14 protein-coding genes are annotated in these 14,720 nt (G+C 75.1%); 10 read left to right on the plus strand and 4 right to left on the minus strand.

Annotated elements, in window-relative coordinates; genetic code table 11:
• Window positions 1-79 precede the first annotated feature (79 nt).
• From LQ327_RS19385 to LQ327_RS19410, 6 genes are read left to right on the plus strand one after another with little or no spacing between them, the layout of a single operon-like run.
• Window positions 80-382, plus strand: a complete 303-nt coding sequence (locus LQ327_RS19385) for an urease subunit gamma (protein ID WP_230736724.1) — start codon at window positions 80-82, stop codon at window positions 380-382.
• Window positions 379-2,442, plus strand: a complete 2,064-nt coding sequence (locus LQ327_RS19390; RefSeq protein ID WP_230736726.1) for an urease subunit alpha — start codon at window positions 379-381, stop codon at window positions 2,440-2,442. The genes LQ327_RS19385 and LQ327_RS19390 overlap by 4 nt, the downstream gene beginning before the upstream one ends.
• Window positions 2,443-2,490: 48 nt before the next feature.
• Complete coding sequence (locus tag LQ327_RS19395; protein ID WP_308286344.1) at window positions 2,491-2,997, plus strand: methylated-DNA--[protein]-cysteine S-methyltransferase; 507 nt, start codon at window positions 2,491-2,493, stop codon at window positions 2,995-2,997.
• On the plus strand, window positions 2,994-3,818 hold the full coding sequence (locus LQ327_RS34865) for an urease accessory protein UreF (protein ID WP_230736728.1): 825 nt from the start codon (window positions 2,994-2,996) through the stop codon (window positions 3,816-3,818). The genes LQ327_RS19395 and LQ327_RS34865 overlap by 4 nt, the downstream gene beginning before the upstream one ends.
• Window positions 3,808-4,470 carry an urease accessory protein UreG gene (gene ureG, locus LQ327_RS19405; RefSeq protein WP_230736730.1) on the plus strand — a complete coding sequence of 221 codons (663 nt, stop codon included), beginning with the start codon at window positions 3,808-3,810 and terminating at the stop codon, window positions 4,468-4,470. Before LQ327_RS34865 ends, ureG begins: the two co-directional genes overlap by 11 nt.
• Window positions 4,467-5,288 (plus strand): urease accessory protein UreD, encoded by an 822-nt coding sequence (locus tag LQ327_RS19410; protein WP_230736732.1) that lies wholly within the window; start codon window positions 4,467-4,469, stop codon window positions 5,286-5,288. Before ureG ends, LQ327_RS19410 begins: the two co-directional genes overlap by 4 nt.
• On the opposite strand, the gene LQ327_RS19415 is transcribed toward LQ327_RS19410, so the two are convergent.
• The gene (locus tag LQ327_RS19415; RefSeq protein WP_230736734.1) at window positions 5,270-7,237 is read right to left on the minus strand and encodes a hypothetical protein; all 1,968 of its coding nucleotides are present in this window, start codon (window positions 7,235-7,237) and stop codon (window positions 5,270-5,272) included. The two genes, LQ327_RS19410 and LQ327_RS19415, sit on opposite strands and share 19 nt — an antisense overlap.
• 140 nt (window positions 7,238-7,377) lie before the next feature.
• Here LQ327_RS19415 and LQ327_RS19420 point away from each other — a divergent pair, with 140 nt between their 5' ends.
• A complete protein-coding gene (locus tag LQ327_RS19420) occupies window positions 7,378-8,079 on the plus strand; it encodes a (2Fe-2S)-binding protein (protein ID WP_230736736.1) in 702 nt (233 codons plus the stop codon).
• Between the two features lie 12 nt (window positions 8,080-8,091).
• On the opposite strand, the gene LQ327_RS19425 is transcribed toward LQ327_RS19420, so the two are convergent.
• Entirely contained in the window at window positions 8,092-8,784 is a 693-nt protein-coding gene (locus LQ327_RS19425; protein ID WP_230736738.1) for a M50 family metallopeptidase, read from the minus strand.
• Between the two features lie 91 nt (window positions 8,785-8,875).
• Between LQ327_RS19425 and LQ327_RS19430 the strand changes: the two genes are divergently transcribed.
• Window positions 8,876-10,363 (plus strand): MFS transporter, encoded by a 1,488-nt coding sequence (locus tag LQ327_RS19430; protein WP_230736740.1) that lies wholly within the window; start codon window positions 8,876-8,878, stop codon window positions 10,361-10,363.
• On the plus strand, window positions 10,360-10,755 hold the full coding sequence (locus tag LQ327_RS19435; protein WP_230736742.1) for an ACT domain-containing protein: 396 nt from the start codon (window positions 10,360-10,362) through the stop codon (window positions 10,753-10,755). The genes LQ327_RS19430 and LQ327_RS19435 overlap by 4 nt, the downstream gene beginning before the upstream one ends.
• A 58-nt stretch (window positions 10,756-10,813) precedes the next feature.
• On the opposite strand, the gene LQ327_RS19440 is transcribed toward LQ327_RS19435, so the two are convergent.
• Complete coding sequence (locus tag LQ327_RS19440) at window positions 10,814-12,091, minus strand: MFS transporter (RefSeq protein WP_230736744.1); 1,278 nt, start codon at window positions 12,089-12,091, stop codon at window positions 10,814-10,816.
• Between the two features lie 123 nt (window positions 12,092-12,214).
• Here LQ327_RS19440 and LQ327_RS19445 point away from each other — a divergent pair, with 123 nt between their 5' ends.
• Window positions 12,215-13,654: a glucose-6-phosphate dehydrogenase gene (locus LQ327_RS19445; RefSeq protein WP_230736746.1), complete on the plus strand. Its 1,440-nt coding sequence runs from the start codon at window positions 12,215-12,217 to the stop codon at window positions 13,652-13,654.
• A gap of 42 nt (window positions 13,655-13,696) precedes the next feature.
• On the opposite strand, the gene LQ327_RS19450 is transcribed toward LQ327_RS19445, so the two are convergent.
• Entirely contained in the window at window positions 13,697-14,719 is a 1,023-nt protein-coding gene (locus LQ327_RS19450) for an aminotransferase class V-fold PLP-dependent enzyme (RefSeq protein WP_230736748.1), read from the minus strand.
• Window position 14,720: the final 1 nt, after the last annotated feature.

Raw genomic sequence — 14,720 nt, forward strand, 5'->3', positions numbered from 1 at the left:
TCTGGCCGACATGTGCGTGCGTTTCCGTGCTGGGGCACGGAAACGCACGCACGAGGCGAAGCCGAAGGAGTCGACACCGGTGCTGCTCTCGCCGCACGAACAGGAGAAGCTGCTGCTGCACGTGGCGGCGAACCTGGCCCGGGAACGCCGGGGCCGGGGGCTGCGCCTCAACCATCCCGAGGCGGTCGCCCTGATCAGCTCCTGGATCCTCGAGGGCGCCCGGGACGGTCGCACCGTGGGGGAGCTCATGGACGGCGGTCAGCACGTGCTGACCCGTGACGACGTCATGGATGGCGTGCCCGAGATGCTGCCGAGCGTCGCGGTGGAGGCGACCTTCCCGGACGGCACGAAGCTCATCACCGTGCACGAGCCGATCCAGTGAGCGCGCCCGGACCTGGTGCCTTCCTCCCCGGCGACGGCGGCGACGTCGTCGCGGGGGAGGGGGCCGCCGTCCTCACCCTCACCGTCACGAACACCGGCGACCGGCCGATCCAGGTCGGCTCGCACATGCACTTCGCGTCCACCAACCAGGCGCTCGACTTCGACCGCGAGGCCGCGACCGGGATGCGCCTCGCGATCCAGGCCGGGACCTCGGTGCGCTTCGAGCCAGGCGTGGAGTCCGACGTGACGCTCGTGGCGCTGGGCGGGCACGGGGTGGTGCCCGGCGGGCGACTCGACGTGCCCGACCCGGCCGGTGCCTCGTCGGGAACACCCGGCAGCGGCTGGACGGTGGGCCGCGAGGCGTACGCGGCACTGTTCGGCCCGACGACGGGTGACCGGGTCCGGCTGGCCGACACCGACCTGACGATCCGCGTCGAGGAGGACCGCAGTCGCGGTCCGCGGGGCGGCGACGAGGCGGTGTTCGGCGGCGGGAAGGTCATCCGCGAGTCGATGGGCCAGTCGCGGGCCACCCGCGCGGAGGGCGCGGCGGACCTGGTGATCACCGGCGCGCTGGTCCTCGACCACTGGGGCGTCGTCAAGGCCGACGTCGGGGTGCGCGACGGGCGCATCGTCGGGCTGGGCAAGGCGGGGAACCCGGACACGATGGACGGGGTCTCGCCTGAGCTCGTCATCGGGCCGTCGACGGAGATCCTCGCCGGGAACGGCCTGATCCTCACCGCCGGCGGGGTCGACTGCCACGTCCACCTGATCAGCCCGCAGCAGCTGCCGGAGGCCATCGGTTCCGGGGTCACGACGATGATCGCCGGCGGCACCGGGCCCGCGGAGGGCACCAAGGCGACGACGGTGACGCCCGGGTCCTGGTGGCTCGCGCGAATGTTCGAGGCGCTGGACTCGTCGCCGCTGAACTTCTCGCTGCTGGGCAAGGGCAACACCGTCGGCGCCGACGCGCTGCGCGAGCAGGTCCTCGCCGGCGCGTCGGGGTTCAAGGTGCACGAGGACTGGGGCGCGACGCCGGCCGCGATCGACGCCGCGCTGCGGGTGGCCGACGAGACCGGGGTGCAGGTCGCGCTGCACACCGACACGCTCAACGAGGCGGGCTACGTCGACTCGACCCTCGCCGCCATCGCCGGCCGCTCCATCCACGCGTACCACACCGAGGGGGCCGGCGGCGGGCACGCGCCGGACATCATCACCGTCGCCGGGCAGCCGCACGTGCTGCCGTCGTCGACGAACCCCACGCGGCCGCACACCGGCAACACCGTCGACGAGCACCTCGACATGCTCATGGTCTGCCACCACCTCTCGCCGTCGATCCCCGAGGACCTGGCGTTCGCGGAGTCCCGGATCCGGGCCGCGACGATCGCCGCCGAGGACCTGCTGCACGACCTCGGTGCGATCTCGATGATCGGCTCGGACTCGCAGGCGATGGGCCGGGTCGGGGAGGTCGTGCTGCGGACGTGGCAGACCGCCCACGCGGCCCGACGGCGGGTGACGGGCTCCGGGGTGTCGGTCGACGGCGACGACAACGACCGCGCCCGGCGCTATGTCGCGAAGTACACGATCTGCCCGGCGATCGCGCACGGGCTCGACGGCGAGGTCGGGTCGGTCGAGGTCGGGAAGCTCGCCGACCTGGTGCTCTGGGACCCCGCGTTCTTCGGCGTCCGGCCGAACACCGTCCTCAAGGGCGGGATGATCGCGTGGGCCCGGATGGGCGACGCCAACGCGTCCATCCCGACGCCGCAGCCCGAGCTCTCCCGGCCGATGTTCGGGGCCGCTCCGGCCGCGGCCTCCTCGTCGTCGCTGTTCTTCGCGACGCAGTCCGCGCTCGACGCCGGGCTCGCGGGCTCGGTGGACGTGCGCCGCCGGTTCGCGCCGGTGCGCTCGCCGCGCGAGGTCCGGAAGGTCGACATGCCGCAGAACGCGGCGACCCCGGACATCACCGTGGATCCGGACACGTTCACGGTGCGGATCGACGGGAGCGTGGTCGACCCCGACCCGGTGCGCGAGCTGCCCATGGCCCAGCGCTACTTCCTGTTCTGAGTGTCGGTGGGTTCTGCGAGGGTGCCTGGTGTGACGACGACACATTCGGTGTGTAGCCATTCCGTGCACGACAGCCCGCTCGGCCCGCTGACGCTCCGCGCGCGGGACGGCGTGCTCGACGGGCTCTACATGGTCGAGCATCGGCACGGGCCGGCGGCAGAGCAGCTCGGGGAGCGGGTGGCCGATGCGGTGCCCGCCGCCCGGGAGCAGCTCGCCGCCTACTTCGCGGGCGAGCTGCGCGAGTTCTCGCTCGAGGTCGCACTGCGGGGCACCGAGTTCCAGCAGCGGGTGTGGGCGGCGCTGCGCGAGATCCCCTTCGGTGAGACGTGCAGCTACGCCGAGCTCGCGGTGGCGATCGGGCAGCCGACCGCGGTGCGCGCGGTGGGGCTCGCGAACGGGAAGAACCCGGTGAGCATCGTGGTGCCGTGCCACCGGGTGGTCGGGTCGAACGGCTCGCTCACCGGCTACGGCGGCGGGACGGACCGCAAGCGGGCGCTGCTCGAGCTGGAGGGGGCGGGCGTCGTGTGTGGTGAGCCCGCGCTGTTCGCCACGTGAGCGGACTCTGGCTGCTCGCCGACTCCCGGCTGCCCACCGGAGGGCACGCCCACTCCGGTGGGATCGAAGCCGCGGTGCGCCGGGGTCTGGTGAGCGCGCCGGACGACGTCGCGGGCTGGCTCGGCGGCCGGGTCCCGACGGCGGGTCTGGTCACCGCGGCGCCGTCGGCGGCGGCGTGCGCGCTGGCCGCCGCCGCCCCCGCCCCCGCCCGCGCACTTTCGGCACGAGGGGAACCCTCGGACGCTCTAGTCGATCGAACCTTCCCCTCGCGTACGGGGGTCTCGGAGCGAGGGGAGGAATCCGCCGCTCTAGCAGGCCGAGGGTTCCCCTCGTGCGGTGAGCTGCGGAGCCCGGACTGGGCGCGCTGGGACGCCGCGATCTCGGCGCGCACCCCGGTCGCGGCGCTGCGGGAGGTCTCGCGGACCCAGGGGCGCGCGATGCTGCGGACCGTCCGCTCGGCCTGGCCGGACGCCGCGATCGACGGTCTGGGTGCTCGTCCGCATCAGGCGCTCGTGCTCGGGGTCGCCACGGCCGCAGCCAACGGGTCACCCCACGACGCGGCCGCTCTCGCCGTCCACCACCTCGTCGGCCAGGTGTGCTCGGCCGCCGTCCGCCTGCTGGGGCTCGACCCGCTCGCGCTCGCCGGCGTCCACGCCCGCGCCCTCGACGAGCACCGCGACGTCATCGACCGGGCCGCCGACGCCGGGACCGATGCGGCCGCGCTGGACGACCCGGACCACCTGCCCTCCGCGACGACGCCGTTGCCCGAGGTGCTCGCCGTCCTGCACGCCCGATCCGAGGGGGCCCTCTTTGCTTCATAGACTCGACGATCAGGACCTCGGCGGCGGGGCGCACGATCATCCGCCGCACCGGGGGCGGGCCGTCCGGATCGGGATCGGCGGGCCGGTGGGGTGCGGCAAGACCGCGCTGGTCGCCGCGCTGTGCCGGGCGCTGCGCGACGAGCTCTCGGTCGCCGTCGTCACCAACGACATCTACACCACCGAGGACGCCGACTTCCTGCGCCGCGAGGCGGTGCTCCCGACCGAGCGGATCGTCGCCGTGCGGACCGGGTGCTGCCCGCACACCGCGATCCGCGACGACATCACCGCCAACCTCGACGCGGTCGAGGATCTCGTGGACCAGTTCGACCCGGACGTGGTGCTCGTCGAGTCCGGCGGCGACAACCTCACCGCCACGTTCAGCTACGGGCTGGTCGACCGGCAGATCTTCGTCGTCGACACGGCGGGTGGCGACGACGTGCCGCGCAAGGGCGGTCCGGGCGTCGCGGGCGCCGACCTCCTGGTGATCAACAAGGTGGACCTGGGCCCGCTGGTCGGGGCCGACACCGAGCGCATGGCCGCCGATGCGGAGCGGGTCCGCGACGGCAAGCCGACCGCGCTGACCTCGGTGCGGACCCAGCCGATCACCGAGGTCGTCGACTGGGTGCGCGCGCAGGTGCCGGTGGCGGCGTGACGCCGGTGGTCGGCGGCCCGGCGGCCGGCAGGTCGGCGGCCGAGAGCTCGCCGGCCGTCGACACCACAGCCGGCTCAGCGGTCGGGGGAGGGGCCGTCGAGGCGACCGCCCGGCTGCGGCTCGTCGACGGCCGCCTGACCTGGGCCTCGGCCCCGCCGATCGTGCTCCGGCGGACCGGGCATCGCCGGGTGCACCTGGTCGCGGTCGGTGGAGGGCCACTCGGCGGGGACCGGCTCCGGCTGGAGGTGGAGCTCGGGCCCGGCGAGCGGTTGTCGCTGCACAGTGCCGCCGCGACAGTGGTCCAGCCGGGCCGGGATCCCGGGCGGACCGCGTCGATGGCGGTGACGGCCTCGCTGGCGACCGGGTCCGCGCTCGACTGGCGCCCCGAGCCGACCGTGGTGTGCGACGCCGCGGCCTGGGAGCCGTCGGTGCGGCTCGACCTGGCCGACGGCGCCCGGGCGCGGGTGGTCGAGCAGCTGGTGCTCGGCCGCAGCGGGCAGGTCGGTGGCCGGTGTGCCTCGACGATGAGGGCGGCGGTCGGCGGCACGCCGATCCTCGCGACGACGACCGTGCTCGACGGCGCGGACGCCGCCCTGATCGGCCTCGGCGGCACCGGGGGCGCTCGCTCGGTGGGCTCGGTGCTCGTCGTCGGGACCGACTCCGACCGGTGCGACGAGGACGCCGGCGAGGACGGCGAGGTCACCTGGGCGCGCAGCCCGCTCGCCGGGCCCGGTGCCCTGACCACGGCGGTCGGCAGCACCCGGGCGGTCGCGGCCCTGCTCGCCCGGGAGGGTGGAGCTCAGCCGCCCTGGTGGTGACCGTTCGACGGCGGCTCCTCGCGGGCCTCCTCGGGACGGTCGAAGCCGCCGTCACCGCTGCCGGTCACCGGCTCGAACCACCCCGCGACCTGCGCCTTCGCCCGGTTCACGACACCGGAGCGCTCCGCGGGATCGGGCTCGCCCGCCTCGGACCCGGACGCCGGCGCTTCGGACGCGGGCGCCTCGGACGTCTCGGAGGCGCTCGTGGGGGTGCCGCCGACCCCCTCCTCGGCGACCGGGGTCCCGGCCGCCCGGGACACCGTGGAGGCGATCTCGCCGGTGTCCGGGCGGGGCGTGCCGAGGCCGTTGCCCGGGGGTGTCGTGGGTGTGCCGGCCGGTACCGCAGCAGGTCCGCCGGCCGAGGTGGCGGCCGGTGCAGCGTGGGACGGTCCGCCGGGCCGGGTGGCGCCCGGCGCTGTCGGTGACGCGCCGGCCGACTCCGCGGTCGGGCCGGTGGGCGCCGCGGAGGCGGGTCGGAAGAGATCGTCGCCCGGAGCCGCACTCTGGGCCGTGGCGCCCGCCTGCCGGTCGGACCGGGCCGCGTCCGGAGCACGGACCGAGGAGTCGCCTGCCGGGAGATCGTCGTCGGCCGCCGCGTGCCTGCTCGGGTCGTGCGCGTCGGAGCCCTCGCCGGGCTCGTCGGCGGCGTGGGTCGGCACCCCGCCGAGTGCTCCCTCGTCGACGCTCACCGGGCTCGGGTCCGGGGGCGGGTCGGCCGCCACCGCGGGCGTACCGCCGACCGCCGCCTCGTCGACGCCCGCAGCACCGGGCTCCGATGCCTGCTCGGTCACCGCCGGAGTGGGGCCGGGCGCCGTCGCACCGGGCCGGTGCAGGGTCTCGGTCGCGGCGTCGTCGTCGGCGGCGCGGCCCGCGGGACCGGAGCCGGCTCGCGTCGGGTCCCGGGTCTCCTCGGGATCGTGACCGGCCGGGGTTCCCCCCACCGCCGCGTCCGCGGCCCCGGAGCCGGCGACGGCGGCCGCGCCCGTCAGACCGGCCGCTCCAGCGGCGCCGGCGATTCCGGCCGCTCCGGCCAGGGCTCCATGCCCGGGACCCGACCCGGCTCCGGCCGAGCCCGCCGTCGGCACTCCGGTCGATCCCGGCGCCGAGCCTGCCGCCGACGCCGACCCCGCGGCCGGCGCGGACTCTGCCGCCGGACCCTCGGCCTCCGTGCTCGCGCCGGTGGGCACCCCGCCCACGGCCGCCTCGGCGACGCCCGCCGGGCCGTCCTCGGCGACCGGCACCGCCTCGTCGTCGGGAGCAGCATCGCCGGGAACAGCATCGCCGGCAACAGCGGCGTCGGAGCCCGTCGTGGTGCGCGGGTGACCGATGATCGGCACCGCCTCGGTCGGCATCTCCTCGGCGTGCCCAGCATGGTCGGAGTCGCCCTCGCCGGACGCGGCGAGCCCACCCGCCACGCCGGCGGCCGCGGCCCCGCCGCCGATCGCGGTCGCCCGCGGGGACAGGCGGACCCCTTCCTGCGCGACGACCTGCTGGCCGCGTTCGTCGAGCAGGGCGTGCCGCCCGGTCGGGGCGTCGTCGCCGGGCGGCTGCTGCCAGGCCGGCGCAGCGGGGGCGGGCGGCGCGGGCGTCCCGGCGGCCGGGGTGGGCGCGGACACCGCCGTGGGCGCCGTGGCCGGCAGCCGCCGGAACAGCGCCATGAGCAGCAGCACCCAGCCGAGCACGTTGAGGAGAGCCGTGAGGATCCCGATCAGGCTGGAGGCGGTGTACACGGTCTCGGGGGTGGACCCACTGCTCAGCAGGGCGGGCAGGACCACGACCGTCGACGCGCTGAGCAGCACCGCGACCAGCAGCAGGGCGAGGCCCCCGATGGCGGGCGTCGACACCGCGGGCAGCACGCGGCGGCGCTGGACGGCCAGCACGAGGCCGACCACGATCGCCACTCCCGCCGGGAGGAAGGCGAAGGCGAAGCGGAGACCCGAGTCGAGCATGCGCCGAACCTAACGAATCACCCCGACACCCCGAACCACGTGCCACCGATCACCGCACTCCGGACGGCCGACCCGGCCCCTCGGAGAGGGCCGAACGGGTGAGAGCCACGTCCCGGAGGAGCGTCCGGGACGATGGATACATGGCCGGCGACCTCACCATCGGGATCGACGACGTCGTGGCCCTCGAGGGCTTCTTCGGGCTGGCCACCGGCCCGGCCGAGGGCGCCGACCCGTCGTGGCGGCCGTTCCACCAGTTCACCGGTGCGCCCCTCGACCAGCGCATCGACCAGGTCGCCGAGCAGCTCGGCGGGGTGCCGCGGCGGATCGCGGGGTCGCTGCTCTCGCTGTCGGTGTCCGCGCGGATCACCGCCCTCGTCCTCGGGACCGGCGCCCTGTACCGCACCGTCCCGCGGCTGCACGACCGGCTGCACTGGCGACCCTGGTCCGGCGGCCCGGCGCCGATGTGGATCGAGCGTCCGGAGGCCGTCCCGCACGACGACGATCTCCCCGCCGCCGCGGCCCGCGAGCTCGACGCCACGCTGCGCCCGGTGCTCGACGCGGTCGGCGCCCAGGCCTCGGTCTCGAGCCAGGTGACCTGGGGAAACGTCGCGTCCTCGCTCGGCGGGGCCCTCCGGATGCTGCTGACCCAGCGCCCGGACTCGTCGTCGGAAGCCCTGGCCCTCGCCGTCGGGATGACCGAGGAGCCGCCGCTCGCCGGGCTCGGCGGGTTCGTCCACGAGCCGTCCCATCCCACCGGTGTCGGGTTCGCCCGGAGGACCTGCTGCCTGTTCTACCGGGTCCCCGGCGGCGGGACCTGCGGCGACTGCGTCCTGGGCCGCTGAGACCCCGACATCTCAGCTCAACGGGGGCCAGGACAGCAGCAGGTTCCCGGAGATGATCAGCGAGATCACGCCGATCAGCGAGTACAACGCGATGAAGATCCCCGCCGGGACGCCGGTGAGCCGTTCGAGCTGGTCGGGGTCGGAGTCCGCGGCGCGGCGCCCGGCGCGCTTGCGCTGCACCTCGAGCACCGTCTTGAGCCCGCCGACGATGAGGAACCACGTGACGAAGCAGGCGAAGCCGTACTGCACCGTCGGGGTGCCGTAGGCGATCACCACGGCGACGACGGCGCCCGTCAGGACCACCGACGCGACGCCGTAGACGTTGCGGATGAGGACGAGCGTGCCGAGCAGCACCATGATCGTCAGGCCGAGCATCGTCTGCACGGCGCCGCCCGCCACCAGCGCGCCGGCCCCGAGGCCCAGCAGCGGCGGCGTGGCGTAGCCCGCGAACGCCGTCGCGGCCATCCCCGGCCCGTCCCGGCGGCCCTTGGAGACCGTGACGCCCGAGGTGTCGGAGTGCAGCAGGATGCGCGTCAGCGTCCGGCCGGAGGCGATCGCGACCAGCGCGTGCCCGCCTTCGTGGGCGATCGTCACGACGTTGCGCGCGACCCGCCACGTGGCCCCGCCCGCGATGACGGACAGCGCGACGAGTCCCGCGGCGATCACGAGCGCGACCTGGGTCTGGGCGGCGGTCAGGTCGCCCACGGGTTGGATCTGGACAGGCGTGGTCGAGGTGAGGGCGGCGATGCGGCGAACCGTAGCGCGCGGGTGTGGGCCTGCCGTCATGCTGGGCGGTGTGAGCAGCGAGGAGCCGGGGCAGGGCGCCGCGGATCTGCGGTTGGGGTCGCCGGCGGGCCGGTGGGTCCTGGCGACGACGGTGCTGGGTTCGGGTCTGGCGATGCTCGACTCGACCGTGGTGAACGTGGCCCTCGAACGCATCGGGGCCGACTTCGGGGCGTCCTTCGCCGGCCTGCAGTGGACGATCAACGCGTACACGCTGACCCTGGCCGGGTTCATCCTGCTGGGCGGTTCGCTGGGGGACCGGTTCGGCCGCCGGCGGATCTTCCTGGTGGGCGTGGTGTGGTTCGCGCTCGCCTCGGCGCTCTGCGGGTTCGCGCCGTCGATCGAGGTGCTGATCGCGGCGCGGGCGCTGCAGGGGATCGGCGGCGCGCTGCTCACGCCCGGCTCGCTCGCGCTGATCTCGGCGTCGTTCCACGGTGACGACCGCGCGGCGGCCATCGGGGCGTGGTCGGGTCTCGCGGGCGTCGCCGGTGCGGTCGGGCCGTTCGTCGGGGGCTGGCTCGTGGAGTGGAACTGGCGGGCGGTGTTCCTGATCAACCTGCCGGTGGCCGCCGTCGTGGTGGCCGCGGCGCTGCGCCATGTGCCGGAGTCGCGCGACCCGCAGGCCGTCCCACACCTCGACATCCCGGGCACCGCGCTGGCCCTGCTCGGGCTCGGGACGCTGACGTGGTCGCTGACCGAGGCCGGGACGTCGGGGGCGTCGGTGGGAGTCGTCGCGACCGGGGTGGCCGGGGTGGCCGCGCTCGTGGCGTTCGCGTTCGTCGAGCGGCGGTCCCGCTCCCCGCTGGTCCCGACCGACCTGTTCGCCAACCCCCGCTTCACCGCGCTCAACGTGGTGACGCTGCTGGTCTACGCCGCGCTCGGGGTGCTCTTCGTACTGCTGGTGCTCCAGTTGCAGGTGGTTGCGGGGTTCTCCCCGTTGGCGGCGGGGGTGTCGACGCTGCCGATCACGGTGATCATGCTGCTGCTCTCCGCCCGTGCCGGACGGCTCGCCACGAAGATCGGGCCGCGGATCCCCATGACCGTCGGCCTCGTCACGGCGGCCGCCGGCATGCTCCTGCTGCTGCGGGTCGGCGTCGGGGCGTCGTACCTGTTCGACGTGCTGCCCGCGGTGCTGCTGTTCGGCCTGGGCCTCGCCGCCACGGTGGCACCCCTGACGGCGACGGTCCTCGACGCCGCCGACGACCGCCACGCCGGCGTCGCCTCGGGCGTCAACAACGCGGTGGCCCGGGCGGCCGGGCTCCTCGCGGTGGCGGTGATCCCGGCGGCGGCGGGGATCGCGGGCGCGGACTACACGAACCCGGTCGCGTTCTCGGCGGGCTACCACCGCGCCGTCGTGATCGCCGCGTGCCTGCTGCTCGGCGGCGCGCTGCTCTCCGGGCTGCTGCTGCGTCCGCTGCGGCCGCGTCCTCCTGGCGAGGTGAACGTGTCCGAGTGCGCCCACTGCGGCGTCAGCAGTCCGCAGCAGTCACCGCGGTCGTGAGCTCCTCGGGGGAGTCGGACCTGGCGGTGCTGCTGGCCGGGATGACCCCGCGGTTGCGTCCCGGCCGGTACCTGTACGCCGCGGTTCCCGACGGAGGCCCGGTGCCGTCGGGCGCGGTGGTGACGGTCGCCGAGGACGAGGGGACCACCGTCGTCGTGCGGGACTCCGAGGCGGCCGGGCTCGAGGCCGAGTACCCGTGCGCGTGGATCACGCTCGAGGTGCGGTCGTCGCTGGCGGCGGTCGGGTTCCTCGCGGCGGTGTGCGCGCGGCTGGCCGAGGCCGGGATCAGCGTGAACCCGGTGAGCGGGTTCCACCACGACCACCTGTTCGTCCCGTGGGAGCGACGGGACGAGGCGCTCGCCGTGCTCGAGCGGCGGGCGACCGGTCCATGATCACGACGGGTGCGGCGGTACGCGTCAGATCTGCGCTGTTCCGCCGCGCGGAAGTCGATCAGGGCCGGGCCCAGGGGCTGACGGCGTCGTCGGGCACCCCCTCCGATGTCAGCGAAGGGCCGTCGCTGACGTCGGCCGGGCCGTCCTGCCGACCGACCAGCCAGCACAACGGCACCGCGATCAGCGGCCCGGCCGCGAGCGTCACGAACACCGCCGGGAACGATCCGCCGCTCGCCGCGAACACCACCCCGACGGCGGCCGGCGCGAGCACGCTCCCGACCTGCCACACCCCGTTCGCCAGCCCGGCCGCCGCCCCGACCATCGCGTCCGGCATCACCTCGGTGACCATCGAGTTCATCAGCGGGCTGTAGCCGAACGCCACGACCCCGAGCAGCGGGGCCGCGACGAAGAACGCGCCCGGCGTCGTCAGGAACCCGAACCCGACCAGCCCAGCCGTGAACAGCGCCAGGATCACGACCATCGGGACGACGCGGGCGGCCCCGAGCCGGTCGCACACCGCACCGATGATCGGCTTGGCCACCACCGCGCCCAGCCCGAACGCCGAGACCACCAGCCCGGCACGCGAGGGGCTCAGGCCGTGGCCGAGGACCATGAGGTTCTGCATCCAGGTCGTCGTGCCCCAGGTCCCCCACAGCGCGCCGAATCCGCCGAGGGCGAGCAGCAGCCAGCGCGGCGACCGGGTCAGGGTCGGGAGCGCCGCACGCCAGGCGGGCCGCTCCACGTCAGCCGCGGCGGCCACGTCGGCCGCAGCGGCCACGTCCGTCACGACGACCCGCACGGCGACCGCCACCAGCAGCGTGACCGCCCCGAACACGACGAACACCCACGTCCACGAGCCGAGCCCGGTCAGCGGCGCCGCCACCAGCCCGACGACGAGCACGCCGGCCGACGACGCCATCATCAGCACGCCGGTCGCGCTCGCCCGGCGGGCGCGCTCGAAGCGTTCCGCGAGCAGCCGCATGCAGGCCGCGAAGTCGACGCCCGCCGCGAGCCCCATGAGCAGCTGGATCGCCGCGCCCGCGGCCGCCGACCGGACGAATCCGAACCCGATCGTCAGCAGCCCCAGCGGCACGAGCGCCGCGACCAGCGTCCGCCGCGCGCCGAACCGGTCGACCACGAACCCGCCCAGCAGGCTCGACAGCAGATACCCGACGAAGAACAGCGAGGTGAAGACGCCGAGCGTGGCGACGGGCAGCCCGAAGTCGTCGGCCGCCGTCGTCGCGACCCCGGACCATCCGAGCCGGTCGAGGAACGAGACGAGGTACGCGAGGGTGGCCACGACGACCACCACCCAACGGCCGCGGTCGGTGCGCATGCGAAGCACCCTGACACGGCTGCGTGCTTGGCGCCGTTCGCTCCCCGGACGACAGCGACGCGCCCGTGCTGACACCCGGTGGGCGACGTGTCATCGCGCCCGCGAAGGGGCAGGCTGGGCCCCGTGACCGACACCCCGCCGACCGTCTTCGTGCTCTTCGGCGCCAGCGGCGACCTCGCGGCCCGGCTCGTGCTGCCCGCGTTCTACCGGCTGGCCCAGGAGCGTCTGCTGCCCCCGCGATGGGTGCTGGTCGGCAGCGGGCGTCGACGGCTGTCCGACGACGAGTTCCGCGAGCACGTCCACGGCGTGCTCGACCAGTTCGGCCCGAAGCCGGCCGAGGGCCCCTGGGAGGAGTTCGCCCCGCGGCTGCGCTTCGCCGGCGACGGGTTCTCGGTCGACGACCCCGGGCAGCTCCTGGACCGGGTCGGGGAGGCCGAGGACGAGATCGGCGACGGCGACCGCACCGCGGTCCAGCGGGTGCACTACCTCGGTGTGCCCCCCACCGCGTTCGAGCCGATCACGAACGCCCTCGGTGCGCACGGCCTCGCCGAGCGCTCCCGGGTGGTCTACGAGAAGCCGTTCGGCACCTCGCTCGCGGCGTTCCGCACGCTCGACGTGGCCGTGCACCGGGTCTTCGACGAGTCGGTGATCTACCGGATCGACCACTTCCTGGGCAAGGAGGCCACCCAGCAGCTGCGGGCGCTGCGCTTCGCCAACGGCCTGTTCGGGTCCGCGTGGGACCGGAACCACGTGGCGGCGGTCCAGATCGACGTCCCGGAGACCCTCGACGTCGCCGACCGCGCCTCGTTCTACGACGGCACCGGCGCCGTGCTCGACATGCTGGTCACCCACCTGTTCCAGGTCGCCGCCGAGATCGCCATGGAGCCCCCGCGCAGTCTCGGCGCGGACGACATCGCGCAGGCCCGCGCGGACGCGGTCAAGGCATTCCGGCGGCTCGCCCCCGACGAGGTCGTCCGCGGCCAGTTCGCGGGCTACCGCGACATCGACGGCATCGCCGACGACTCGGACACCGAGACCTTCGTGGCCGCGAAGATGTTCGTCGACTCGGAGCGCTGGCGCGACGTCCCGTTCCTCATGCGGACCGGCAAGATGATGGCCGAGAGCCACCAGAAGGTCACCCTGGTCATGCGCGATCCCGACGACGGGCCCTACCGGGCCGCCGGTGGGTCGGGCGGCGGCGCCGACATCCCGGTGCGCGGCAACGTGGTGTGCTTCGACCTCGCCGGCGACGGCGCGCTGGCGATCTCGATGAACATCGAGGTCCCGGGCAGCCAGTCGGAGCTCACGACGCAGTGGACCCAGATCACGCTGCACGACGTCGACGGCGGCGATCCGCTCCCGCCCTACGTGCGGCTGATCCACGACATCCTGCTCGGCGACCGCGCCCTGTTCACCCGGCCGGACGGCCTCGAGGAGGTCTGGCACGCTGCCGGCGCCGCCCTCGACCGCTCCGGCGCGCTGTACCCGTACCAGCCCGGCACGTGGGGCCCGGCCGAGGCGCTGCGCCTGGCCGAGCCGGTGGGGTGGGCCCTGGGTGGCTGACGCCTTGTGAGCAGAAATTGACGCCAGGACGTCAATTTCTGCTCACAGGCGCGACAGCGCACCCAGCAAGAGCTCCACGTCGGCCTCGGTGTTGTGCAGGTGGAACGCCACGCGGGTCGCGCCCGCCCGGGGCGCGCAGTGGATGCCCGCGGCGGCCAGGCGGTCCCCGGCGTCCGGCTGCGGGACGGAGACGATCGGCGACGCCGAGGGCGGCAGGTCGAGGCCCTTGCGGACGAGCGCGGCCAGCCCGACGCCGTGGTCGTGGACGGCGGCGCGGTCGAGCGACGCGTGCCAGCCCAGCGAGGCCGCGGCGCCCACGAAGGACCCCCACGCGGGCGAGACGTCGAGCCGCCGCGCCCCGGATGCGAGCCCGAGCGGGAGGCCGTAGCAGCGCTGCCAGCGGTCGTCGCCCGCGTACCAGCCGGCGTTGCTCGGGGTGACGCGCTCGAGCAACCGACCCGAGCACGCCAGCCACGACGCGCCGCGCGGAGCGAGCAGCCACTTGTAGCCGCCCGCGACGACGGCGTCGGCCCACGAGAGGTCCGCGGTCGACCAGCCGATCGACTGGGTGCCGTCGAGCACGACGAACGCCGCGCCGGCCGAGGTCCGCAGCGCCTCCAGATCGACCAGCGCCCCGTCCGCGGACTGCGCGACGCTCACCGCGACGACGTCGTACTCCCCGGCCCGCGCCGGGACCTCGCCGAGCGGGACCTCGTCCACGACGTGCCCGCACGCGGCGAACGGCCAGCTCACGCTGGTGAACTCCCGCTCCGCGGTGAGCACCCGGGTCCCGGGCGGGAACGCCGCCGCGATCGGTCCGAGCAGCCCGGAGACCGACGCGCCGACCGCCACGTCGTCGGGACCGAACCCGGTGAGCTCCGCGAATGCGGCCCGGGTGGCGTCCACGGGGGCGTCCATGGCGACCGCGGAGATGCCGCCGTGCGCCCAGTCGTCGACCCACCCGCGCACCGCCTCGACGACATGGCGTGGCGGGATGCCGACCGAGGCGGTGTTGAGGTACCCGGGCTCGACGTCGAACGACGCCCCGAACGCTGCGACGGTCATG

The organism is Actinomycetospora endophytica (genome assembly GCF_021026375.1).
In the GTDB taxonomy this organism is placed as follows: domain Bacteria; phylum Actinomycetota; class Actinomycetes; order Mycobacteriales; family Pseudonocardiaceae; genus Actinomycetospora; species Actinomycetospora endophytica.

What these genes read in the sequence shown, in the direction of transcription:
- LQ327_RS19415 (WP_230736734.1), bottom strand. Translation starts at nt 7,237, where the DNA reads ATGCTCGACTCGGGTCTCCGCTTCGCCTTCGCCTTCCTCCCGGCGGGA.
- LQ327_RS19420 (WP_230736736.1), top strand. Translation starts at nt 7,378, where the DNA reads ATGGCCGGCGACCTCACCATCGGGATCGACGACGTCGTGGCCCTCGAG.
- LQ327_RS19440 (WP_230736744.1), bottom strand. Translation starts at nt 12,091, where the DNA reads ATGCGCACCGACCGCGGCCGTTGGGTGGTGGTCGTCGTGGCCACCCTC.
- LQ327_RS19450 (WP_230736748.1), bottom strand. Translation starts at nt 14,719, where the DNA reads ATGACCGTCGCAGCGTTCGGGGCGTCGTTCGACGTCGAGCCCGGGTAC.